21 protein-coding genes and 1 tRNA gene are annotated in these 22,708 nt (G+C 62.8%); 10 read left to right on the top strand and 12 right to left on the bottom strand.

Annotation, left to right across the window (positions count from 1 at the left end):
- The first annotated feature begins 10 nt into the window (after positions 1 to 10).
- The 3 genes from IP79_RS00245 to pal are packed head-to-tail and all read left to right on the top strand — an operon-like array spanning position 11 to position 2,839.
- Positions 11 to 874: a hypothetical protein gene (locus IP79_RS00245; RefSeq protein ID WP_054117261.1), complete on the top strand. Its 864-nt coding sequence runs from the start codon at positions 11 to 13 to the stop codon at positions 872 to 874.
- Position 875: 1 nt separating this feature from the next.
- Positions 876 to 2,285, top strand: a complete 1,410-nt coding sequence (gene tolB / locus IP79_RS00240) for a Tol-Pal system beta propeller repeat protein TolB (protein WP_054117260.1) — start codon at positions 876 to 878, stop codon at positions 2,283 to 2,285.
- 35 nt (positions 2,286 to 2,320) lie between these two features.
- On the top strand, positions 2,321 to 2,839 hold the full coding sequence (gene pal / locus IP79_RS00235; RefSeq protein WP_197273695.1) for a peptidoglycan-associated lipoprotein Pal: 519 nt from the start codon (positions 2,321 to 2,323) through the stop codon (positions 2,837 to 2,839).
- A 17-nt stretch (positions 2,840 to 2,856) separates the two neighbouring features.
- Here the strand turns inward: pal and IP79_RS00230 are convergent, their stop codons facing one another.
- Positions 2,857 to 3,048, bottom strand: a complete 192-nt coding sequence (locus IP79_RS00230) for a hypothetical protein (protein WP_054117259.1) — start codon at positions 3,046 to 3,048, stop codon at positions 2,857 to 2,859.
- 162 nt (positions 3,049 to 3,210) lie between these two features.
- Here IP79_RS00230 and IP79_RS00225 point away from each other — a divergent pair, with 162 nt between their 5' ends.
- On the top strand, positions 3,211 to 3,744 hold the full coding sequence (locus IP79_RS00225) for a J domain-containing protein (protein WP_054117258.1): 534 nt from the start codon (positions 3,211 to 3,213) through the stop codon (positions 3,742 to 3,744).
- A gap of 5 nt (positions 3,745 to 3,749) precedes the next feature.
- On the opposite strand, the gene IP79_RS00220 is transcribed toward IP79_RS00225, so the two are convergent.
- The 7 genes from IP79_RS00220 to infC all read right to left on the bottom strand — a co-directional run bounded on the left by IP79_RS00220 (position 3,750) and on the right by infC (position 11,857).
- The gene (locus IP79_RS00220; RefSeq protein WP_054117257.1) at positions 3,750 to 4,481 is read right to left on the bottom strand and encodes a rhomboid family intramembrane serine protease; all 732 of its coding nucleotides are present in this window, start codon (positions 4,479 to 4,481) and stop codon (positions 3,750 to 3,752) included.
- A 64-nt stretch (positions 4,482 to 4,545) separates the two neighbouring features.
- A complete protein-coding gene (locus tag IP79_RS00215; protein WP_054117256.1) occupies positions 4,546 to 5,385 on the bottom strand; it encodes an SDR family NAD(P)-dependent oxidoreductase in 840 nt (279 codons plus the stop codon).
- Positions 5,386 to 5,594: 209 nt separating this feature from the next.
- The gene (locus tag IP79_RS00210; RefSeq protein ID WP_054117255.1) at positions 5,595 to 6,908 is read right to left on the bottom strand and encodes a cystathionine gamma-synthase family protein; all 1,314 of its coding nucleotides are present in this window, start codon (positions 6,906 to 6,908) and stop codon (positions 5,595 to 5,597) included.
- Between the two features lie 187 nt (positions 6,909 to 7,095).
- Positions 7,096 to 8,520, bottom strand: coding sequence for an SLC13 family permease (locus tag IP79_RS00205; RefSeq protein WP_054117254.1), 1,425 nt, complete (start codon positions 8,518 to 8,520; stop codon positions 7,096 to 7,098).
- Positions 8,521 to 8,611: 91 nt separating this feature from the next.
- The gene (locus IP79_RS00200) at positions 8,612 to 9,826 is read right to left on the bottom strand and encodes a DUF547 domain-containing protein (protein ID WP_054117253.1); all 1,215 of its coding nucleotides are present in this window, start codon (positions 9,824 to 9,826) and stop codon (positions 8,612 to 8,614) included.
- Between the two features lie 99 nt (positions 9,827 to 9,925).
- Positions 9,926 to 11,068, bottom strand: a complete 1,143-nt coding sequence (locus IP79_RS00195; RefSeq protein ID WP_054117252.1) for a DUF547 domain-containing protein — start codon at positions 11,066 to 11,068, stop codon at positions 9,926 to 9,928.
- A 270-nt stretch (positions 11,069 to 11,338) separates the two neighbouring features.
- Entirely contained in the window at positions 11,339 to 11,857 is a 519-nt protein-coding gene (gene infC, locus IP79_RS00190) for a translation initiation factor IF-3 (protein ID WP_082336925.1), read from the bottom strand.
- 414 nt (positions 11,858 to 12,271) lie between these two features.
- Between infC and IP79_RS00185 the strand changes: the two genes are divergently transcribed.
- Positions 12,272 to 12,694 (top strand): MarR family transcriptional regulator, encoded by a 423-nt coding sequence (locus IP79_RS00185; RefSeq protein ID WP_054117250.1) that lies wholly within the window; start codon positions 12,272 to 12,274, stop codon positions 12,692 to 12,694.
- On the opposite strand, the gene pdeM is transcribed toward IP79_RS00185, so the two are convergent.
- Positions 12,691 to 13,401: a ligase-associated DNA damage response endonuclease PdeM gene (pdeM, locus tag IP79_RS00180; protein ID WP_054117249.1), complete on the bottom strand. Its 711-nt coding sequence runs from the start codon at positions 13,399 to 13,401 to the stop codon at positions 12,691 to 12,693. The genes IP79_RS00185 and pdeM overlap by 4 nt on opposite strands.
- A 114-nt stretch (positions 13,402 to 13,515) precedes the next feature.
- Between pdeM and hemF the strand changes: the two genes are divergently transcribed.
- The gene (gene hemF, locus IP79_RS00175; protein WP_054117248.1) at positions 13,516 to 14,373 is read left to right on the top strand and encodes an oxygen-dependent coproporphyrinogen oxidase; all 858 of its coding nucleotides are present in this window, start codon (positions 13,516 to 13,518) and stop codon (positions 14,371 to 14,373) included.
- A gap of 36 nt (positions 14,374 to 14,409) precedes the next feature.
- Here hemF and IP79_RS00170 read toward each other — a convergent pair whose 3' ends face one another.
- Positions 14,410 to 15,300 carry a glycoside hydrolase family 16 protein gene (locus tag IP79_RS00170; RefSeq protein ID WP_054117247.1) on the bottom strand — a complete coding sequence of 297 codons (891 nt, stop codon included), beginning with the start codon at positions 15,298 to 15,300 and terminating at the stop codon, positions 14,410 to 14,412.
- A gap of 130 nt (positions 15,301 to 15,430) precedes the next feature.
- Between IP79_RS00170 and IP79_RS00165 the strand changes: the two genes are divergently transcribed.
- Both IP79_RS00165 and IP79_RS00160 read left to right on the top strand, forming a co-directional pair.
- A complete protein-coding gene (locus IP79_RS00165; protein WP_054117301.1) occupies positions 15,431 to 17,521 on the top strand; it encodes a RelA/SpoT family protein in 2,091 nt (696 codons plus the stop codon).
- Positions 17,521 to 17,880 carry a VOC family protein gene (locus tag IP79_RS00160; RefSeq protein WP_054117246.1) on the top strand — a complete coding sequence of 120 codons (360 nt, stop codon included), beginning with the start codon at positions 17,521 to 17,523 and terminating at the stop codon, positions 17,878 to 17,880. Before IP79_RS00165 ends, IP79_RS00160 begins: the two co-directional genes overlap by 1 nt.
- Positions 17,881 to 17,987: 107 nt before the next feature.
- On the opposite strand, the gene IP79_RS00155 is transcribed toward IP79_RS00160, so the two are convergent.
- A complete protein-coding gene (locus tag IP79_RS00155; protein ID WP_054117245.1) occupies positions 17,988 to 19,025 on the bottom strand; it encodes a peptidylprolyl isomerase in 1,038 nt (345 codons plus the stop codon).
- 79 nt (positions 19,026 to 19,104) lie between these two features.
- Here IP79_RS00155 and IP79_RS00150 point away from each other — a divergent pair.
- Positions 19,105 to 19,195: transfer RNA gene (locus IP79_RS00150), tRNA-Ser, on the top strand.
- Positions 19,196 to 19,530: 335 nt separating this feature from the next.
- Here IP79_RS00150 and IP79_RS00140 read toward each other — a convergent pair.
- Complete coding sequence (locus IP79_RS00140) at positions 19,531 to 20,820, bottom strand: sugar MFS transporter (protein WP_054117243.1); 1,290 nt, start codon at positions 20,818 to 20,820, stop codon at positions 19,531 to 19,533.
- A gap of 98 nt (positions 20,821 to 20,918) precedes the next feature.
- On the opposite strand from IP79_RS00140, the gene IP79_RS00135 reads away from it, so the two are divergent.
- The gene (locus IP79_RS00135) at positions 20,919 to 22,703 is read left to right on the top strand and encodes an IlvD/Edd family dehydratase (RefSeq protein WP_054117242.1); all 1,785 of its coding nucleotides are present in this window, start codon (positions 20,919 to 20,921) and stop codon (positions 22,701 to 22,703) included.
- Positions 22,704 to 22,708 lie beyond the last annotated feature (5 nt).

Here is a 22,708-nt window from a genome sequence, read left to right as displayed (position 1 = left end):
GAAGGGCACAATGGCAGAAATCGCGCTCCGCAACGATGAAAAGGTCGGTTTTGCCGCGGCCATCGTGCTGCACGGCGCGCTGGTGGCCGTGTTGTTGATGCAGACGGTGCGGAGCGAGGTTTCGGTCTTCCCTGAACGGATGACGGTGAGCCTGGCAACCGAGGTGGGGCTGGAGGCAGCTTCGCCCGATCCTGTGGCAGAAAGCCGGGCCGCGATTGCACCGACGCTGAGCGATGATCCTGCGCCTGCGCCAGAGCCCCAAACGGCCCCGCCGGAGCGGGTAGAGCGAGCGCCCGCACCCCGGCCAAGGCCGCAGCCGACCACCGCAGCCCGTTCGACCGCGGCGCCGACCCAGCCGGCCCCTTCGCGCGAACGCTCGCGCCCCGATCGCACGCCTGCACCGCGAGCCAGTTCCGCCCCCGCACCGCGCCCGACCAGCACCCCGGCACCGACCCGCACCGCCAATAGCGGTGGGGGCAGCCGTATCGGTGACGATTTCCTCGAAGGGCGGGGCAGTTCGACGACGAGCAATGAAACCCGCGCTCCGGCAGCGACATTCGGCAGCGCCGAACGTGCCGCGCTGTCATCGGCCATCACCCGCCAGCTGCGGCCCCACTGGACCGCGCCTTCGGGGCTCGACGCGGAACTGCTGATTTCGACCGTCAGCTGGGATCTCAATGCCGACGGAAGTCTGCGCGGCACACCGCGGTGCCGCACCGCTCCGGCGAGCATAACCGAAAGCAACCGCCCGCAGGCTGGCCTGCATTGCGAGCGCGCAATCCGCGCCGTACAACGGGCCGCGCCGTTCAACCTGCCCGACCAATTCTACGACCGCTGGAAAGCGCTCGAATGGCAATTCGACCGAAGGCTCTGACATGATCAAGAAGTTCGCGTTCCTCATCACTGCTGCCCTGTTCGCCGCGCCGTTCGCCGAACCCGCATCCGCGCAGGATCTTGGCGCGCCGCTGGGCGAGGATCAGCCGGTTGAAAGCGTCGCGGTGGAAGGTGACAGCGATGGCCCGCTGCGCGGCACCGTCACCGACGAATCCGCATGGTCCGATATCGGTATCGCCATCCCCGCCTTCGCCACCGACCGTGACCGCGCCACCCCTGCCAACGAGGCTGGCACCGGCGCGCTGGGGCGCGAGGTGGCGCGGGTGATCACCGCCAACCTGCGCAACAACGGCTTGTTCAAGCCGGTCGGCCCTGACAGCCTGCCGCAGCCTGAATTCCCCCAGATCACCGCGCCGGCGTTTTCCACCTGGAGCGGGCGCAATGCCGAAATGCTGGTGCACGGCTATGTCCGCGCGCGCGATGACGGGCGTCTGGTGGTCGGCTGCTATCTTTACGATGTCGCCTTGCAGAACGAATTGGTGCGTGAAGGCTGGGTGGTGGCCCCTGCCGATTGGCGCCGCGCCGCGCACAAGTGCAGCGATCTGATCTTCAGCCGCCTGACGGGGGAAAGCCCGTTCTTCGACAGCCGCATTGCCTATATCGCGGAAACCGGCCCCAAGGATCGCCGCGTGAAGCGATTGGCGATCATGGACAGCGACGGGGCGAACCACCGCTTCCTGACGCTGGGCAGTGCCACCGCGCTCACCCCGCGTTATTCGCCCGATTATTCGAAGATCCTGTACCTCAGCTATGTCGACGGCAATCCGCGCATCTATGTCTATGACATCGGCACGGGCAAGCAGACGCTGGTGACCGAAAACCGCAATCCCACCATCGCCCCGCGCTGGTCGCCCGATGGCAAGCACATCCTTTATGCGATGGCCGTGGCGGGCAATACCGATATCTACCGCGTGCCCGCCACCGGAGGCGCGAGCGTCAAGCTGACCGATAACCCCGGCATCGACGTCGGCGGTTCCTATTCGCCCGATGGCACCAAGATCGTGTTCGAAAGCGACCGTTCGGGCAGCCAGCAGTGCTATGTGATGGATGCCGACGGCCGGAACCAGAAGCGCATCAGCTTTTTCGGCGGACGCTGCGCGACGCCGGAATGGAGCCCGCGCGGTGATCAGATCGCCTTCACGCGGATTGCGGGCGATTTCAACATCGCGGTGATGAACACCGGCGGCGGCGGGATGCGGGTGCTGACGCGCGGCTGGCAGGATGAAGCCCCCACATGGGCGCCCAATGGCCGCATCATCCAGTTCTTCCGCACGGAAAGAAATACCGGGCGATCGGGCATCTGGCAGGTCGATCTGACCGGCCAGAATGAACGCCGCCTGCCCACCCCTGTCGATGCGTCCGACCCGGCGTGGGGACCGATCCGTCCCTGATTTTCCTCCCCCGAATGAATGAAAGGAACCAAGCGATGAACACCAAGCTTGCCACGATCCTGCTGCTGGCTTCGGCCACCGGCCTTGCAGCCTGCTCCAAGAAGGCTCCGGAAGTTCTGCCCCCGCCGCCGGAGGCCGGGCCGGTCACCACCGGGCCTACCCAGCCAACCCAGCCCACCGGCGCGCAGGTCGGCACGCAGGCGCATTTTGCCGGAGCCGTCGGTTCGTCAACCACGATCTATTTCGACACCGACCGGTTCAACATCGATACGCAGGATGCCGCCGCCTTGCAGGCACAGGCGCAGTATTTCGCGCGCTATCCGCAGATCACCTTCACCATCGAAGGCCACGCCGATGAACGCGGCACGCGCGAATACAATCTGGCGCTGGGCGAAAAGCGCGCCAATTCGGCCAAGAATTATCTGGTCAGCCTCGGCGTCGATCCGGGCCGGATTTCTGTGGTGAGCTTCGGTAAGGAGCGTCCGGTGGCGCTGGCTTCCAACGAAAGCGCATGGGCGCAGAACCGCCGCGCCGCTTCGGTGATCATCAACTAGAAGCGCGTTTTACCCGATCAATCAGCAAGCAGGCCGGGCGAAACCCCGGCCTGTATTGCATGGGGCAGGGCGTAATCCGTCCCCGTGATCGCTGGCAAATCATGTCCGGTCAGATCGCGCACGCCCGTAACCACGCACAGGCCGGCCAGCGCGAGCACCGAAAACAGGCTGGAAAGGGTCAATTGCGGGCTCATAATGTGATCTTTCATGGGCGGACATCTGGCTGCGAAGCAGCCTATCGCAATGCAACATTTCACATTGCAACCGGTTCCCGTATTCTCACGCCTTCCCATAAGCTGCCACTTCCCCTAGATTGAACGCCTCATGCCATCGACCAACATCATGCCGTCCCGCACCAGCGGTGATTCCCGGTGAGCCGCGCCAGGCGGTCCATGGACTGGGGCTTCCCGCGCTGGCGGGCCTATGGCTCCTCGCAGGAAGCGACCAATGTGCGCATCTGCGATCGCCACGGCTGCGATGAACCGGGCAATTGTCCTGCGCCCAAGGCGCCCAACAGCCGCGACCGGTGGTATTTCTGCCAGAAACATGCGGCCGAATACAATTCCGGGTGGGATTACTTTGAAGGTCTGGACAAGGCCGAGAAGGAAGAACGCGCCCATGCCGAACGGCAGGAAAGCGCAGGTTACGCCGAGAGCGCCCACTACGGCTGGGCCGGATCGGGCGACGGTTCGCGCAGTGCCGATGAAATGCGGGCGCTGGAAGTGCTGGGGCTGGAAGCCGATGCCGATTTCAACGCTGTGAAAAAGGCCTATCGCTCCCGCGCCAAGGAAGTGCACCCCGATGTAAAGCCCGGCGATGCCGAAGCGGCCAAGACGTTCCAGCTGATCCAGACCAGTTACGAAGTCCTGCGCGCTGCCGAGGAACGCCGCGAGTGGCGCGGGTAAGCGAATTACGCCCGATAGTTCGGGTCAAACATCCAGTCGGGCCGTCCACCGGCCAATGCCCAGATCAGCCTGCACAGCAGCAATCCGGCAAGAAATCCACCGAGATGTGATTCCCATGCCAGCCCGAAATTGCTGCCGCCCAGCAGCATGGGAATGGCGAATAGCGCCACCAGCGGGATGTGCAGCTTGAACCATTCGGCAAAGGCTTTGCCAAACTGCGGGCTGAACAGCGCCACTGGCGCCGCTTGCGGATCGGGCTGGCGCATCAGAAAGCCGAGCAGGCCGAAGATTGCCCCCGAAGCGCCCAGCATCGGGATCGTGCTGTCGGGATTGATTGCCAGCCAGAAAGCCAGACCGCCAAGCCCGCAGCCCAGAAACAGCAGCAAAAACGCCGCCAGACTGCGCGGCCCCAGCGGGCCAAGGCGCTCCATCACCAAAGGCCCCAGCGCCGCCAGCGCCGCCAGATTGAAGCCGATATGCAGCAGCCCGCCGTGGGCAAACATGTGCAGCACGATCAATTCGAACTGCCCCGCAGCAAGGCGGGGGCCGGACACCGCCCAGCCGATCATGCTGCCCTGATCCCACCGCAACCACGCAAATGCGATCACCATCGGCGCAGCCAGCAGGATTGCCGGAATCCGGCGGTTGCGGCGCACCGCGGCGCTGACATAGGTTTCCGGCTGGAACAGCGGCCTCTTCGGGGAGGGGTTGCGGGCTTCGCGTGGGGACAAGTTCATGGTGCTGTGCAGATATGCCCTGCACCTGCGGCCGACAAGGGATGGGCCCTAGGGATAGGATGCGTCAGTCCCCGTCACGCGGCCCCGCAAACCCCTTGCCGCGGCTGTCGATTTGCGGGTCGGGGTTGTCGTTCCACCATGGCACGTCGGTCCACGGGCGCACGTCGACCTCGTGGCTCCAGCAATTGCGCGGCTGGTGGGCGAGGTGCCAGTAGGTTTCGGCGAGCGCGGCGGGATCGATCACCCCGTCGCGGCCCTTGCCTGCCTTGAAGCCTTCAAACTTGTCGCCCAGCAGCTTGCCCAGCGTATCGGGGGCATCGACCGCGCCATCGACCACGACGTGTGCAACGTGAACGCCTTGCGGGGCGAATTCGGCATTCAGGGTCTGGCACAGCATCCGCCGTCCTCCCATGGCTGCGGCATGGCTGTGCTGGCCGGCATTGCCGCGCACGGCTGCGGTGGCTGACGTGACCAGCAATGTGCCATGCGCGCCGGTCTTCGCCCGCTCCACCATCGCCGGAAACAGCGCGTGGGCGAGCCGGAACACGCCATAGGTGCCAAGCCGCCAGCCGAGTTCGAAGATCCGGTGCGGGGTATCGGGCAGGGCGCGGTTCCCGATCTGCGCGCCAAGGTTGTAGAGCGCGCAGTGGACGGGGCCGATATCGGCTTCGGTGCGGGCGACCAGTTCCTCGATCGCGCCATCCTCTGCGGCGTTGAGCAGGGTGCCGCTGGCCGATCCGCCCGCCGCCTCGATTTCCCCCACCAGCCGTGCCAGACCGTCCTCGTCACTGCGGCGGGCGAGGACGGAGTGATAGCCCCCTGCGGCAAAGCGCAGCGCGGCATTGCCGCCGATCCCGGCGCCTGCACCGATCACAAGGAAAACGGGTTTGCGGCTGTCTGTCATGCTGGCTTTTCCCCTCACCTGCCTGTGATCTAGCAGGTGAGGGAAATAATCGACTGGGATTTTTGCGCGGCGCGGAGGCCCGGCGGGTTTTTTGCCCGGTTCAGGCCCATCCAGACCCCCGTTAGCCGCGTCTAGACCCCCTCTAGACCCCTTCTAGCCTCGCCTTGCCTCCCGCTTCGCCAATGTTTCACGTGAAACATTGGCGGGTCTCACACATGATCCAGCGCCTGGGCAAAATCGGCGATCAGATCATCGGCATCCTCGATCCCGACGCTGATGCGCACCAGATTATCGGTGATCCCCAGCAGATCCTTGCGCGCCTGCGGCACCGAAAGGTGGGTCATCGAAGCCGGGTGGCTTGCCAGCGTTTCCGTCCCGCCAAGGCTGACCGCCAGCTTGGCGATGGTCAGGTGATCGAGGAATGCGAAACTCTCCGCCTCGCCGCCCTTGATGAATAGGGAGAAGGTCGATCCGGCCCCAAGGCAGTGGCGATCATAGATGTCGCGCTGCCGCGGGTCTTCGATAAATCCGAGGTAGCCCAGCCCTTCGACCTTGGGATGACCGCGCAGGAATTCGCACACCTTCGCCGCATTCTCGCCTGCGCGCTGCATCCTGAGTTCGACCGTTTCCAGCGACCGCAGCAGCATCCACGCGGTATTGGGATCGACGATCCCGCCCATGGTGTTGCGCAGCGCCCGCACCGGGTCCATCCAGCGCTTCGCACCCGCAAGGCTGCCCGCAACCAGATCGGAATGGCCGCCGACATATTTGGTCAGCGAATAGGCGACGATGTCCGCGCCATGTTCCAGCGGGCGCGACCACAGCGGGCCAAGGAAGGTGTTGTCGATGGCGATCGGGGTATCCGCCAGATGGGCATCGCGCGCATCGCGCACCGCCTCGACATCGACCAGCGCATTGGTCGGGTTGGCGGGGCTTTCGAGGTAGATCATCGCTACCTTGCCGCCCTGTGCCTCGGCCTGGCGCCTGGCCTTTTCCAGCGCCGCGTCCAGATCGGCGCGGGTCGCCCCGGCGGGGAAATCGACATAGGTGACGCCGAAACGGCTCAGCACCTTGGCGACGAACCCTTCCGATGCGGCATAAAGCGGGCCGGAATGGACGATCACGTCGTTCTGGTTGGCATAGGCCATCATCAGCACGCAGATCGCGGTCATCCCGCTGCTGAAGGCCAGCGCATCTTCGGCCCCGTCCCACACGGCGAGCCGGTCTTCCAAGATTTCCTGATTGGGGCCGTTGAAACGTGAATAGACAAGGCCTTCCGCGCCGCCTTCACGCAGGCCGGTAATGCCTTCGAAATGGCGCTTGCCCGCCGCCGCGCTTTCAAACGCGAAGGTCGATGTAAGGAAGATCGGGGCCTTCAGCGATCCTTCGGACAAGACCGGGTCATAGCCGTGGCCCATCATCAGGGTGGACGGTTTCAGCGGCCGACCGCCGATTTCACGGATGCCGGGTTTGGGTTTGCGGCGCGGCGTGGGGGTGTCAGTTGCATCGACAGCGTCGGTCATGACAGATTGTCCTTCCAAGACATATGCCCCCAGGAAGGCGGGGGCCAGTCGCAGCGGGCAGGGCACCCGTTCCTAACCTCCGCAGGAACGCCTCTCCGCAGCCGCCGCTGGAATGGGTCGCGATTATCGCCGGGCGCGCAGCGTGGCAAGCGCTGCAACCGCAGTTTCAGACAGTCTGCATGAAACCTCAGGTGATCGCCGCGATCACCCATACCACGCCGATAATCAGCGCGATTCCCGCCACATCAAGCAGCGCGCCGGCCGTAATCATCCGGTCGATCCGGATGCGCCCTGTGGCCCATGCGATGGCGTTCGGCCCGGTGCCGGCGGGCAACATGAAGCCCCAGCTGGCCGCCAGCGCGGCGGGCAGGGCAAGCAGCACCGGATCGGCCCCCAATGCCACCACCAGCGCGGCGACGACCGGGATGATCCCCGTTGCAGTGGCGACATTGCTGGCGAATTCGGTCACCACGATCACCAGCGCGACCACGGCGACTGCGACCAGAAGCAACGGCCAGTTTTCCAGCGGTAGCAGCGCCTGCCCGACCCAATCGGCAAGGCCCGAAGCCTGCATCCCGCCCGCCAGCGCCAGCCCGCCGCCGAACATGAAAATCACACCCCACGGCGCGCGATCGGCCTCTTTCCACACCAGCAGCGGACGGCCCGTGCCATCGGGGATCAGGAACAATGCCAGCGCCGCGATCACCGCGATGGTGCCATCGGTCCATGAACCGTCGGGAAGCAGGGGAGCGACCAGCGGCTGCGTGACCCAGCCGATGAAGGTCAGCGCCACGATCAGCGACAGCCGCGCTTCTGGCGCGCTCCAGCGGGAATGGCTGGCAATTGCGGCCCGTGCAGCGGCGACATCGAAAGTGTATGCGCCCACTCGCTGCACCCGCGCCACGATCCACGCCGCCAGCGGTATGCCCAGAACCACCACCGGCACACCATAAAGCGACCATTCGATAAAGCTGATCCGCACGCCCGCGATCTCGTCCAGCAGGCCGACTGCAATCGCATTGGTGGGCGATCCGACGATGGTGCCCAGCCCGCCGATGCTGGCCGCAAAAGCGATGCCCATGGGAAGAGCGCCCGCAATGCCTTCCTGTCGGGGCGGGGCGCCCTCCGCGCTCTTGCCGAGCCCCCCTTCGAGCACCGCCAGCGCCATCGGCATCATGATCAGCGAGGTCGAGGTATTGGAAATCAGCATGGAAAGCAGCGCCGCTGCAATCATGAAGGCCAGCAGCAAGCGCGCCGGACCGCCATGCGCGCCCACACCGCGCAGGATCGCCAGGCTCAGCCGCCGGTGCAGCCCGGTGCGTTCGATGGCAAGGGCGACGAAGGCTCCGCCCAGCAGCAGGAACAGGATCGGGGAATAGTAGTCGCCGGCCGTTTCATTCGCCGTCGATACCCCGGCCAGCGGCAGCACCACAAAGGGCAGCAGCGCCGTTACGGCCAGCGGCACCGCCTCGGTCATCCACCACGCGGCCATCCACAGCACCAGTCCCGCCACCAGCCACGCGGATGCAGGCATGGCTCCGGGTGGCGGCACCAATGCTGTCAGTGCAAACGCAAGGGGGCCGAGGATCAGGCCGATTGCACGCGCTGTCATAAGATCTGATCGTCCCCCGCCATTATGCGCGGACGTAACAGCCGGGAATGGCTGGCGGCAACCCCACGCGGGCCGCGCGCCAGACGAAAAGCTATTCGACGGCGTTCTTGTTCGGCGGATCGCCGGGCAGATCGATGTTCGAGAAGAACACCCGCGAGATCGGCTGATCGCGGCGCTTCATGCGTTGCAGCTTTCTCGAACGGGCAACCAGCAGATCGCACGCAGCCTGCCCCCACCGTGAGTTGCAGACCGGCTGGTCCGTGGCCACGCCCGGCTGCGAATCAACCAGCAGGTAGGCCGGTGGACGGGCACCGCCGTGCAAATCCGCAATGTCGGCCTCCCGGATCGTGGCGACTGTCAGACCGGTTTTCGCCATCAGTTCTTTCACAGGCTCTTCGGCATATACGGCCAGATGCGCGCGCAGATCATTCTCGAAATCGGGGAAGTAGAACGGCGCGACTTCGGCATAGAGCTCCGATACCGCCAGCTTGCCGTGGATCTTCTGGGTGCCGCGCAACGAGTTCACAAAATCGGCCGCGGCGACATCCAGCAACGATGTGACATTCGCCCCCGTGAAGGCATAGGACTGCAACTGCGGCCCGCCGATCTCGCCGCGCCAGAAACCATAGATCACCTTGGGGTTTTTCCAGTGGCGATAGACGATGTTCTCGCGGATATCGCGCAGCGACACCGGAATGCCGCGCAGGTTGATGAACTTCGCCTGGTCAAGCGGTACGCCGTCAACCGCGATTTCGCGCGGCTCGCGCACGGGCCATTCCTTGGCGATCTGCTCCATCATGGCGACGTTGTGAAGGTTGATCCAATAGGCGAGCTGCTCGTTGCGCGGGAGTGTGGAGATGTCGAGTGTTTCGACAACGCTTTCGAGATCCTGACGGTATTCGGAGAAACTTGCGATGACCTTCTGATCGAAGAACCGGAACAGCACGAGCGAGCCTTCCAGCCGATAGCGCGATTGCGGCCCGCTTTTCAGGCGTGAGCCGGTCAACGGCGGTGGGCTTGGCGCGCTCAGCCGGTCCGATGGGCCCATCGAGATCAGGATGTTCTTGAGCGCCCAATCCCAGATTTCGTAATCGATGGTGTGGCGGATCGGAGCGGTAGTGGGGGCGAAGGCTGCGAGATGATCGTCGACGCTGCGCTGCTGCGCGGCAGCATCCTTGATAGGCGGAACGTAATGCAGCCCCGGATCATCCGCTGGCCGGGGTTGTTCCACTACCAGTTCGGATGCCAATGCAGGTGTCACCAGAACGGAGCCCGCGACCAAAGCAATCACATATTTCGGCACCATATCATCTCTCCCACCAGATGGAGTCGGCCCGTCCGAAAGCGATTTTATCTCAATCGGATAAACCGGGGATGAACAGGTGTTCAGGTGGGAAAGGCGCGGTTACTCCACCTCGTCCTTATCCTTGTCGGCGGGGTCATCGGGCAAAGTGATGTTGCTGAAGGTGACCGTGCCGGTGCGGCCCTGACGGATGATCTCCTGGAACTTGGTCTCGCGCTCGCGCAGCAGGGCGGCCATGCTCTGCGGGATGCGGAAGCTGGTGGGAATGCCGTTCGAGGTGATGTTCTGGTAGGTCGGCTCGCGCACGCCGCCTTCAAGATCAGCGATATCGTGTTCCGTGATGCTGGGATCAATGCTGCCGGTCTTGGCGATCAGCGCGCTGGTCTTGTCATCGGCATAGCGGGCAAGGTGGGCGCGGACATCATTCTCGAAATCGGGGAAGAAGAACGGCGCGGCTTCCTTGTAGAGTTCAGACACTTGCAGCTTGCCGCCGAGTTCCTGCGAGCCACGAAGCGAATTGACGAAATCGCCCGCGCCGCGGATCAGCAGGCGCCCGACATTATCGGCGTTGAAGGCTTCGCGCTGCAACGATGGACCACCGATTTCCCCGCGCCAGAAACCGTACATCACCACCGGATCTTTCCAGTGACGATAGACGATCTTTTCGCGGATATCGCGCGGGGACAACGCGATGCCTTCGACCGTGATAAAGCGTGCCTCGTCCAGGGGGACGCCGCCGACCTTGATCTCGCGCGGTTGCCGGATCGGCCAGGCGTTGGCGATCTGTTCGACCATCGCGACATTGTGGAGGTTGATCCAGTAGGCCAACTGTTCGTTGCGGGAAAGCGACTGGATATCAACGATATCGGCGGTGTTTTCCAGATCCTTGCGATATTCGGTGAAGCTCGCGATCACGTCGGAATCGAGGAAGCTGAACATCACCCGCGTGCCTTCGAGCCGGTAGCGCGAGACATGGCCGTACTGGCGGCGGGTTCCCATGCTTGGGTCAGGGCGGGGTGCGCCTTGGCGCAGGGATGGGCCCATGGAAATAACGATGTTTTTCATCGCCTCGTCCCAGATCGAATAATCGATCTTGTCGTTATTCGGCGCGTTTGACGGGGCAAAGGTGGCCAGTTGCGCGTCGGAGAGCGGGGCGCTGTCCTGCGCGTAGACCGGGGCTGCAACGGCCAGCATGGCACCGGCAAGCAGCAGGGGGCGGGCAATGGGGCGGGGCAGGAACGGCATGGCGTATGTTTCCCGTGAAACAACCCGCAATCGCGGGCCTGGGTGGGGTCAAGGCAGGGTCAAGCGCAGGCAAGCCGGGGTCTGGACGCAGCTTCCGCCTGCCTTCCCCCGCAGGATTTCAATAGCATGAACCTTTCCAACGATGTTGCCCGCAGTCGGTTTCCATCAACCCTTTGTCGAGCCGCCCAGCGGTTCGTCGAAGCATCGCCAAAGCAAAAGGGGCGGACCTTGCGATCCGCCCCCCTTTGGCTGATGTCATGGCGAAGGCGCCTATTTGGGCGACAGCACCATCAGCATCTGGCGGCCTTCAAGCCGCGGGAAGGCTTCGACCTTGGCGACTTCGGCGACATCGTCCTGCACCTTGCGCAGCAGATCCATGCCGAGGTGCTGGTGGGCCATTTCACGCCCGCGGAACCGCAGGGTGATCTTCACCTTGTCGCCGTTTTCGATGAACTTGGTGACGTTGCGCATCTTCACGTCATAATCATGCGTGTCGATGTTCGGGCGCATCTTCACTTCCTTGATGTCCTGCGTCTTCTGCGTCTTGCGCGCCAGATTGGCCTTCTTCTGCGCTTCGTAGCGGAATTTGCCGACATCGAGATACTTGCACACCGGCGGGTCCGCATTGGGGGACACTTCGACGAGGTTCAGGCCCTTTTCATTGGCCTGCTCAATCGCTTCGCGGGTGAACATCACGCCAAGGTTTTCGCCTTCGTCATCGATGACGCGGACCTTGGGGACATTGATCATGTTATCAAAACGAGGGCCGCTTTTTACGGGCGGGGCCATCGAGCGCCGGGGTGGACGTGATATGGGGTGTTCTCCTGTGGTGGCTTACTTGCTGCGCGCTCCTTAGTCCGAAATGTGGGCGAGCGCTAGGTGGAGTCTTGCGTGGTGGCATGGGTGGCGGCCAGCGGACGAATTGTCACGGTTGGACCATGAGAGCCTCAAGAGCAGTGATGCGCTGTCCGTGCATTTTGATCCATATCGGATGCAAATTTTCTTGCATCCGATGTCTTGCCGCTATCGTATGACCTTTGCATAATACGTTGTGTTTACAATAATTTGTAATTTAAAACGTTTGCAAGCAGTCAGTCTTGAATCGCAGCGAGGTGTACTGTGGGGGTGGAAGAGCTTCTAAATCGGCTTGAATCGGACTTGTCTCCGGAAAGTCTTCGTGAGTTGGGAGCCAGTCTGTTTCGAATGGCCGATTCAGTGGATCAGAATTGGCGTCCGGAGAATACACGTTCAAACTATCCGGTCTTCTCGAAGGTGGCGAGGATCGAACGCAATGCCATTCCCCTTTCCCATTCGGCGATTAGGGAAGAAAATCGCGCCAAAATCCGTGACGATGTTATCGGGGTCGAAATGGTCGGTGCGCCAGCCTGGAATATGCTTCTTGAACTTTTCAAGCAGTTTGCGGGAGGCGCAAAGGTTTCCACAAAATCACTTCAAGTCATTTCGCGTTGCCCTGAAACGACGGCTTTGAGAATAATTGACAGGCTGGAGGCCGGTGGATTTGTCGCTCGCTCCCAGTCCGAAAGTGACAGGCGCGTCACCTTCGTCAATCTGACGAAAACCGGCGTCGTCAAAGTCGGATCAGTGCTGGAACAGCTCGCAGTTTAGGAAGCCGCCGCACGCCACAGCGGAAACCGTGCAATCTGCCCCCGCGCAGGCATCAGCGCCTCGATCCGGTGGGCGGGTTGCAGCGCGGCGAGGATTTCGGGCGCGCCCGCGTCCATGCCGCCGGTCAAGGTGCCGAAGGCGGGCAGGATCATGCGGTCGGCTCCGCCTGCGCCTCTGCCCATGACGGCGCAGGGACGGGCGATATGGCGATTGCGGACATTCACCCGCAGCTTGGGGTGGTAATGCCCCGACATCTCCGGCGCGGTCTCTCCGGCGCGGGCTTCGTGGCGCAGGATCACGCCGCCGAGTTCCAGTTCGGGCAGGATCGCCCCGCCAAACCCCTTGGGTAATGCCTCGTCATGGTTGCCGGTGATCCACACCCAATCGAGCGCGCGGGTCAGTGCCTCCAGCATCCCGGTGCAATGCGCATCCAGCCGCAGCGCTCCCGCATCATCGTGGAAATTGTCGCCCAGCGTGATCACCCGCCGCGCGTCCGTGATCCGCACCGCATCGGCCAGCCGTTCCAGCGTGTCGCGGCTGTCATAGGGGGGAAGCATCTGCCCGCGCTGCGCATACCAGCTGGCCTTTTCCAGATGCAGGTCTGCAACCAGCAGCGCGCGTTCGGCCGGCCAGTACAGGCCGCGCCCTTGCCCAAGCAGCAACTCGTGCCCGGCGAAGGGGAAGGGGGCGAACATAGCGGGAACCATGCGGTGTCCCTGCCTGTAAACATTCGGCTTGGCAACACTCCTGCCGGGGCCAAGGATGGGCTTGTGCGGCGCGCTTCATCGCTTATGGTGCGAAGAAATGACGGACGGGGATGTATGACTGACTGGACACAGCACACGGCGCAGGCGCGTACGTGGTTTGAATTGTTGCGCGACCAGATTTGCGCCGAATTTGAAGCGATCGAACGCGAGGCGGGATCGGACGCCAGCTTCCAATATACCCCGTGGAACCGCGAGGAAGATGGCAATCCCGATCCCGGCGGCGGGGTGCAGGGGTTGATGAAGGGCAAGGTGTTCGAAAAGGTCGGCGTCAATGTCTCGACCGTGCGCGGCAGCTTTGCCAAGGAATTTGCAGGCTCCATCAACGGCGCGAGCGCGGATGCGCCCGGCTTTGTCGCCACCGGCATCAGCCTTGTCGCCCACATGATGAACCCGCATGTGCCCGCCGTACACATGAACACCCGCTTCCTCACCACCACCAAGGCGTGGTTCGGCGGCGGGGCGGATTTGAACCCGCCGATCCCTTATGAAGAAGACACCGCCGATTTCCATGCTGCTATGCAGGCCGCCTGCGATCCGCACGGGGCGGATTATTATGATCGCTACAAGAAGTGGTCGGACGAATATTTCTACATCCCCCACCGCCAGGTGCATCGCGGGGTCGGCGGGATTTTCTGCGACCATCTGGAATGCAGCGACGATGCGGCTTTTCAGGCCAATCTGGAATTCATCAAGGATATCGGCAAGCAGTTCCTCGATGTCTATCCGCGGATCGTGCGCAAGCGGATGAACACGCCCTTCGATGCTGCTGACGAAGCGCAGATGTTCGAATACCGGGGCCGCTATGCCGAATTCAATCTGGTCTATGACCGCGGCACGATCTTCGGGCTGAAGACCGGCGGCAATATCGACGCGATCCTGATGAGCCTGCCGCCCAGAGCCACCTGGTCATAGCGCGCCACCTGGTCGTAACGCGGGGCTGACGGGCAGTTATTCGCCTGCCAGCGGCTCGTACACCCGCACCCAGTCGACATACATCGCCACATCGCCGGCCTTGATCTGATCGACGGTTGCTTGGGGCATCCCGTTATAGGGCTGCGCAATCCGGCTGGTCTTGAACGGATAGGCGCCGCCCAGCGCGAAATTCAGGATCAGGTGCTTTTCATTGTCGAACCGCCACTTGCCGTAGTTTTCGACCATCGGGCGGGTGACGCGGTAGGTCAGGCGGCCATCGACTTCGAACAGCACGGCGTCCTTGGTCCATTCGACTGCGTAAACGTGCCAATCGGTCGCATCGGTGCCGTCATCGAAGAAAAACTTGTTCACCAGCGGCGTTTCGCCTGAATAGCCGGGGCCATGCAGGGCCACGCCGGTCCAGTCTTTCTCGCCGACATATTCCATGATGTCGATCTCGCCCGTGTCAGGCCACTGGCCATTGCCCAGCATCCAGAACGCTGGCCATACGCCTGTCGCATCGGGCATTTTGATGCGCGCTTCGATGCGGCCATAGGTGAATTCCGCCTTGCCTTGCGATTCAATACGGCCTGAAATGAAATCCGCCTTGCGGTCGGCGCGGGAGTCCACGCCGGGGCGATAGACCGGGCGCAGCACCAGCGCGCCGCCTTGCGCGCCTTCGATGTCATTGGCGAACTGGATCGTATCGGGGCTGTCGAGATAGGCCTGCTGTTCGTTGTTGACCCAGAAATCCATGCCGATGACGTTCCATTTCGTGCGGTCGAGCGCAGGGCCATCGAATTCGTCGGCAAAGATGATGGCCCGCGTATCGGGGCTGGCGGGGCCGGCATGATCATCGGCTGCGGCGCCGTTTGCAGCGCAAAGCATCAGGGCGGCGACGGCCGGTGTGCAGGCGAAAAGGCGCATGGTAAGCTCTCCAGTGACGTTTTGGCGGGGATAGCACGGCCTGCCTGCCGGGCCAGACCATGAATACGTTTTCGCACTAATGGCACTTGCCGCTTGCCCGCAGGGCGGGGCGGTCACATATTCGCCTGATATGCTGCGCCAATATGAACTCGTCGAGAAAGTGCTCGAATACGATCCCGATGCGGACGAGGCGATGCTCAACCGCGCCTATGTCTATACCGTGCAGAAACACGGCACCCAGAAGCGTGCGAGCGGCGATCCCTATTTCTCGCACCCGGTCGAAGTCGCGGGGCTGATGACCGATCTGAAGCTCGACATGGCGACGATCATCACCGCGCTGCTGCATGACACGGTGGAAGATACCCTCGCCACGATTGACGATATCGAGGCGCATTTCGGCCCCGAAGTCGCGCGGCTGGTGGACGGGGTGACGAAACTGTCCAAGATCGAGGCCATGCCCGAGAACGAACGCGCGGCGGAAAACCTGCGCAAGTTCCTGCTCGCCATGTCCGAAGATATCCGCGTGCTGCTGGTCAAGCTGGCTGACCGGCTGCACAACATGCGCACGCTGCATTTCATCAAGTCACCGGAAAAGCGCCAGCGCATCGCGCGCGAGACGATGGATATCTACGCCCCCCTGGCAGAGCGGGTCGGGATGTATGAATACATGCACGAAATGCAGGCGCTGGCCTTCCGGCAGCTGGAGCCGGAGGCCTACGCCACGATTGCCGGCAGGCTCGATCAGTTGCGCTCGCAGGATGGCGGGCAGGTCGATGCGATTGCGCTGACGGTGAAGCAGCGCCTGGCCGAAGCGGGGTTGCAGGTCGAGGTTTACGGGCGCGAGAAACACCCCTTTTCGATCTGGCACAAGATGGCCGAACGCCATGTCAGCTTCGAACAGGTGACCGATATCATGGCTTTCCGCGTGCTGACCGAAAGCGAAGAGGACTGTTACCGCGCGCTGGGCATCCTGCACACCACCTGGCAGTTCCTGCCGGGCAAGTTCAAGGATTACATCTCGACGCCGAAATCGAACGGCTACCGTTCCCTGCACACATCGCTGATGTACGAAAACTCGATGCGGGTCGAAGTGCAGATCCGCACGCGGGAAATGCACCGCCGCAACGAATTCGGCCTCGCCGCGCACTGGGCCTACAAGCAGGGCGACCGGCCGGATGGCGAAGTGGGCTGGCTGCGCGACCTGATCGAGATTGTCGATGCCAGCCACGATGCCGAAGAACTGCTCGAACACACGCGCATGGCGATCTATCAGGATCGCATCTTCGCCTTCACCCCCAAGGGTGCGTTGTTTCAGCTGCCCAAAGGCGCAACGGCAGTGGATTTCGCCTTTGCGGTTCACACCAATCTCGGGCTGCAAACGGCGGGCGTGAAGATCAACGGGCGGCACGTGCCGCTGCGCACGCCGCTGGGTAACGGCGATGTGGTGGAGATCATCAAGAACCCGCACGCAGCCCCGCAGCTGTCGTGGCTCGGTTTTGTCGTCACCGGCAAGGCGCGCGCTGCGATCCGCCGCTCGGTGCGGATGAAGGAACATGCCGAGGTCGCGGCCATCGGTTCCAAACTGTTCGATGAAATCGCCGTCCGCGTGCCGGCGCGAATCGGCAAGAAGGCAATTCGCGCCGCTGTGGAACGGCTGGGCATGGATGAACCGGATGACCTGATGTACGCCATCGGCGCGGCCAAGCTGTCCGACCGCGAGGTGATGGAAGCGCTGGTCCCCGGCTGCACCGCCGATTTCAAGGAAGACGAACAATGGTCGCAGCGCGAACGCGCGATTTCGATCCGCGGGCTGACGCCGGGGGTCGCGTTCGAACTGGCCCCGTGCTGCCACCCGGTGCCGGGTGATCGCATCGTCGGCATCCGCCGCAAGGGCGAAACCGTGCTGGTTCACGCGATCGATTGCCTGATGCTGGCGAGCGGGGTGGATAGCGACTGGATCGATCTGGCGTGGGGCAACCGTTCGGTCGGCGCGGTCGGGCAGCTATCGGTGACGATCTACGACCGGCTCGGCACGCTGGCGGAGATGGCGGGCATATTCGCCCAGAACAAAGCCAACGTGACCACGCTGATGCAGGCGCATATCGATCACCCCTTTGTGACTTACGATATCGAGGTGGAGGTGAAGGACGTGGCACACCTCAACCGCATCCTCTCGGCCCTGCGCGCCAGCGACGCGGTGGCGCAGGCGGACCGGCAATAGTGGCGATCATCGGGATCGATCACGTCCAGATCGCTTGTCCTGCGGGAGGCGAGGACAAGGCCCGCACCTTCTACGCCGGATTGCTGGGCATGACCGAAGTGCCCAAGCCCGCCAACCTCTCGCCCAGTGGCTGCTGGTTTACAGGCGGGGCGGTGAACTTGCACATCGGCGTCGATCCCGATTTCCGCGCCGCGACCAAGGCACACCCCGCATTGCTGGTCGATGACCTTGCAGGCTTGCGCGGGCGGCTGGCGGCAGCGGGCTGCGTGATCCGCGAGGACAAGCCGGTTGAAGGCTATGCGCGGTTCTTCACCGAAGACCCCTTCGGCAACCGCATCGAGCTGATGGAGCGGGTTTAAACCTCGTCATTGCGAGCGAAGCGAAGCAATCCATGGATCGACCGCCCCGCGTGGGCCAACGTCAGTCCATGGATTGCCGCGTCGCCTTTGGCTCCTCGCAATGACGACTAGGGAACCACCCGCCGCACCGGAACCCGGATGTTGCATATATCCGCGCCGCCAGCGGGCACGATGAAAAACGGATCGCGGCGGTTGGCGATGGCTTCGGCGTAGGTCGCGAAGGTGGTGCTTTCGGTCGAGAGATATTCGAACGCGGGTTGCTCGGCGGCGGGCAAGTCGCTCGCCACCCGCACCGTCAGGATCGCCGTGCGCTTGGCGCTTTCCTCGGCGGTGTAGAACCCCAGCGCGCCCGACCCGCGCGGCAGCGAGGAGAGGTGCTGCATCCCCTCGATCACCCGGCCGACCAGCGCGATATTGCGATCAAGATGGCGCGGCGCATGGCCGATCACGGTATAAAGTTCCGCGCCCGATCCGGTGTCAGGCGAATAGTTCCGCCCCACGCCGACCATGCCGTAGCAGTGGGTGGGCCATAGCTTGTAAGTGTCGTTCGGACTGTCCGGCGTCGTCATCGCAACCGGCCAACCGTCGCGCATACCGGCAGACTCGCCGTAGACATCGCGGTCCAACCCGTAAATCCCGGTCGCTTTCTCGATCCCGATGAGGTCGCGGTCACCAAATCTGATGATTGCCCCCATCCGTTCAACAAGTTGTTGGTCCTGCACCAACTGGAGGACGTATTCCGCCTCCCCCATCACCTTCAGCCCCTCGGGCAAGGGCTTTGCTTTCCCTGTCGCTTCCGGGTTGTCGTAATTGGGATCGCCCCATTGGGTGACGTAATTGTCCTGCACCCGGTTGACCGAAATCCCGTCATACCACTTGGCGCGCGCGAACAGCCGGATGTTGTGCACCCAGCCTTGCGAGAACGGCGCGGGCATCAGCTGGATCACCACTTCCCGCGCCTTGCCCTCGGCATCCGGCGCGAGGGTCATCACCAGCAGATCCTCCGCAGGAATCGCCACCCAATCGGACTTGGGCGCAGCCGCGACGATCTCCGATGGCGCAGGCGCTCCCTTCGGCTCCTCCTGAGCAGAAGCAGGCAGGGCAAGAGCGAGAGCAGCCGAAGCCGCCAGGAGCAATGTTCTCATACGAACATTGGTGCCACCACGCGCCTTGCGAAGCAATCCATTCGCGGCTATCGGCCCCGACTTGCTCTAGCGAGCAAACGGAGCGGTGGCCGAGTGGTCGAAGGCGCACGCCTGGAAAGTGTGTATACGTCACAAGCGTATCGTGGGTTCGAATCCCACCCGCTCCGCCAACGACCCCCAGCGCTAGTCTCTGGTTTCACGGACCTGCCGCAAGCCGGCGGAACGGGCTGGCTTTTGCAAGCAAAGCCGATTGCGCAATGTGCTGCATATGATCGGCAGCTTGTGTCAGAAGCTGACCTCCATGGTGGCCGAATTGAGCGACCGACACTGGGTCGGCAGCTGCCGATTGGTCTTGGGACTTACCTGTCGTTACCGAGGGTTGAGCGGGAAGTCATATTTTGCCACGAGAAACGGGCGGGGATGCATTCGCGAGCAATTTGAGGACGCGATCGATTGTGAGGTCGTCGTGCAATGGCCAATTTACAGCGACATCTAGACTCGCATTTTACGTCGAATAGGAAATTCTAGGCCGAGATCCGCGCAGTGCGTACCAGATGATGTAGGCCTCACACGCTACCGTCAGCCAGAAACTGTTCTGCAGGCCGAAGCTGTCCGCGAGCCAGCCCTGCACGACCACGAGCGCGCCGCCGGCAATAGCGGTGATAAGCAGGCCTGACGCTTCCTCTGTCAGAGGGCCCAGACCCTTGATGCCCATGGCGAAGATCGCCGGGAACATGATCGAGTGGCCCAGTCCGACCAAGATCAGGCACCACATGGCAAGCGGACCGTCGAGCGTTGCTGCGCCCACCATCACCACCATTGCGAACAGGGCGAAGGCGGCAAGCGTTCTGTCGGCGGGAAACCGCTGCATGATGAAGGCTCCGGCAAAGCGGCCCACCATCATGCCGCCCCACAACAGCACGAGGTAGTTCGCCGCTTCGGCGGGCGTGATGCCTGCAACATCGGGCAGGATGGCGAAGTTGATGAACAGGTTCGCCACGCCGATTTCCGCGATGAGGTAGATGAAGATGGCCGGCACACCCCAGACGAGATTTGGGTGGTCCCACAGCGAGAGATTCTTGCGTTCTTCGCGCGCGACGCGATTGGTGGCCGAACCCAGGCTTGGCAGTTTCGATCGCCAGATGATTACTGCGATCACCAGCAGGACGGTCGCGACCAGAATGTAGGGCAGCTCGGTCGCGCGGGCATCGGCCAACCGTTCCGCCGCAGTCAGCTGCGTTCCTTCCAGCGACGTTCCGCCCACCGTCCGGCTGAGGATGAGGTAGCCCCCGAAGTACGGCGCAAGGAACGTGCCGAAGCTGTTGAATGCCTGCACCAGCGTAAGGCGGGATTCTGAACTCTCCGCCGGGCCGATCACCGCGACATAGGGGTTGGCGGCGACCTGAAGCAACGTGATCCCGCTGGCGATCACGAACAAGGCGAGCAGGGTGAGGCCATAGGACGGCAGATGCGCTGCCGGAACCATGCCCAGCGCGCCGATGGCCATTACGACGAGACCGATGATGATCGCCCGCTTGTAGCCCGTCCGTTCGATCAGGAAGGCGCTCGGCATACCCATCACGCCATAGGCGATGAACCACACGCTCTCGATCAGCGTGGTCTGGGTGTAGCTGAGCTCGAACACGCTGCGCAGGTGCGGCAAAAGCGTATTGTTGATGACCGTGATGAAGCCCCACATGAAGAAGAGCGACGCCAGCAGCGCGAGGGCTGGCTTGTAGTTGATCGCCTGACCGCCCTCAATCGCGGCACTTTGTGTCCCGTCCACCTGCATCATTCCCGATGTCTCCCCACAGGCCTTGCTAGACCGGCATTTGTAGGAGTAATGCGTGGCAACGGGCAGAGCGTCAAGCGGAGCCCGGCAGGAAAGGGAACATGACGCGCAAACTCCGCAGCAAGGCCTGGTTCGACAATCCCGACAACATCGACATGACCGCGCTTTATCTGGAGCGGTATCTGAATTTCGGGCTTAGCCTGGAGGAGTTGCGATCCGGCAAGCCGATCATCGGTATTGCGCAAACCGGTAGCGACCTGTCGCCGTGCAACAGGCACCACCTCGTGCTGGCCGAGCGGATTCGCGAAGGCGTTCGCGAGGCAGGTGGCATTGTACTGGAATTTCCGGTGCATCCAATTCAGGAAACCGGAAAGCGCCCGACCGCGGGGCTGGACCGGAATCTTGCATATCTCGCGCTGGTCGAACTGCTTTACGGTTATCCGATCGACGGCGTGGTGCTCACCACCGGTTGTGACAAGACCACACCTGCATGCCTCATGGCAGCGGCGACGGTTGATATCCCCTCTATCGCGCTTTCGGTCGGACCGATGCTCAACGGTTATCACAAGGGGGAGAGGACGGGGTCAGGCACGATCGTGTGGAAAGCGCGCGAGCTGCTGGCCGAAGGCAAGATCGACGATACCGATTTCATCCGGATGGTCGCGAGCAGCGCACCCTCGACCGGCTACTGCAACACAATGGGCACCGCAACGACGATGAATTCGTTGGCCGAAGCGCTCGGCATGATGCTGCCGGGCAGCGCCGCGATCCCCGCCCCCTACCGCGACCGGCAGGAGGCGGCCTACCTCACCGGCAAGCGCATCGTCGCGATGGTGGAGGAGGACATGAAACCCTCCGACATCATGACACGCGAAAGCTTCCTTAACGCGATCGTCCTCAATTCCGCCATCGGCGGATCAACCAATGCGCCAATCCACCTGGCGGCGCTGGCCCGCCATCTGGGCGTATCGCTGGAGCTGAAGGATTGGCACGTTCATGGCCATGGAGTTCCTTTGCTGGTCAACATGCAGCCGGCCGGGGAGTATCTTGGTGAAGACTATTACCGCGCGGGCGGAGTGCCTGCCGTGGTCGCGCAACTGATGCAGCTTGGCCTGATTCACGAGAGCGCGCTGACCGTGAACGGCGAAACGATCGGTGACAATTGCCGTTCCGCTACGATCGAGGACGAGCGCGTCATCCGGCCCGCGTCCGATCCGATCCGTGAAAATGCCGGCTTCATCGTCCTTTCGGGAAACCTGTTCGACGCGGCGATCATGAAGACCAGCGTCATCGGCGAAGAGTTCCGGACGCGCTACCTGTCCAATCCCGATGATCCCGATGCTTTCGAAGGGCCGGCTGTCGTGTTCGACGGGCCGGAAGATTACCACGCCCGCATAGACGACCCAGCGCTCAGCATTACCGATCGGCATTTGCTGATCATTCGCGGGGCCGGACCGGTTGGTTATCCCGGCGCGGGAGAAGTCGTGAACATGCGTCCGCCCGCCTATCTTCTGGCCGAAGGCGTGCATGCCTTGCCATGCATCGGCGACGGTCGGCAATCGGGCACTTCGGCCAGCCCGTCGATCCTCAACGTATCGCCCGAAGCCGCGATCAATGGCGGCCTCGCTCTGGTAAAAACCGGCGACCGGCTCCGCGTCGATCTGGCGCGAGCGGAGGTCAACCTGCTGGTCGAACCGGAAGAACTGGACCGGCGGCGTGAGGAACTGATGGCTGGCGGAGGATTTGCATATCCGGAGTCGCAGACCCCGTGGCAGGAAATCCAGCGCGCTCTCGTGGGGCAGATGGATAGCGGAGCGATCCTCGAAGGGGCGGAAAAATACCGGCAGATTGCGCGCACCAAAGGTTTGCCGCGCGACAATCACTGACAAGC

The organism is Porphyrobacter sp. AAP60, from assembly GCF_001296025.1.
Classification (GTDB): Bacteria; Pseudomonadota; Alphaproteobacteria; order Sphingomonadales; family Sphingomonadaceae; genus Erythrobacter.
The sequence above is the reverse complement of the archived record's forward strand: the minus strand, read 5'-3'. Positions and strand labels throughout refer to the sequence as shown.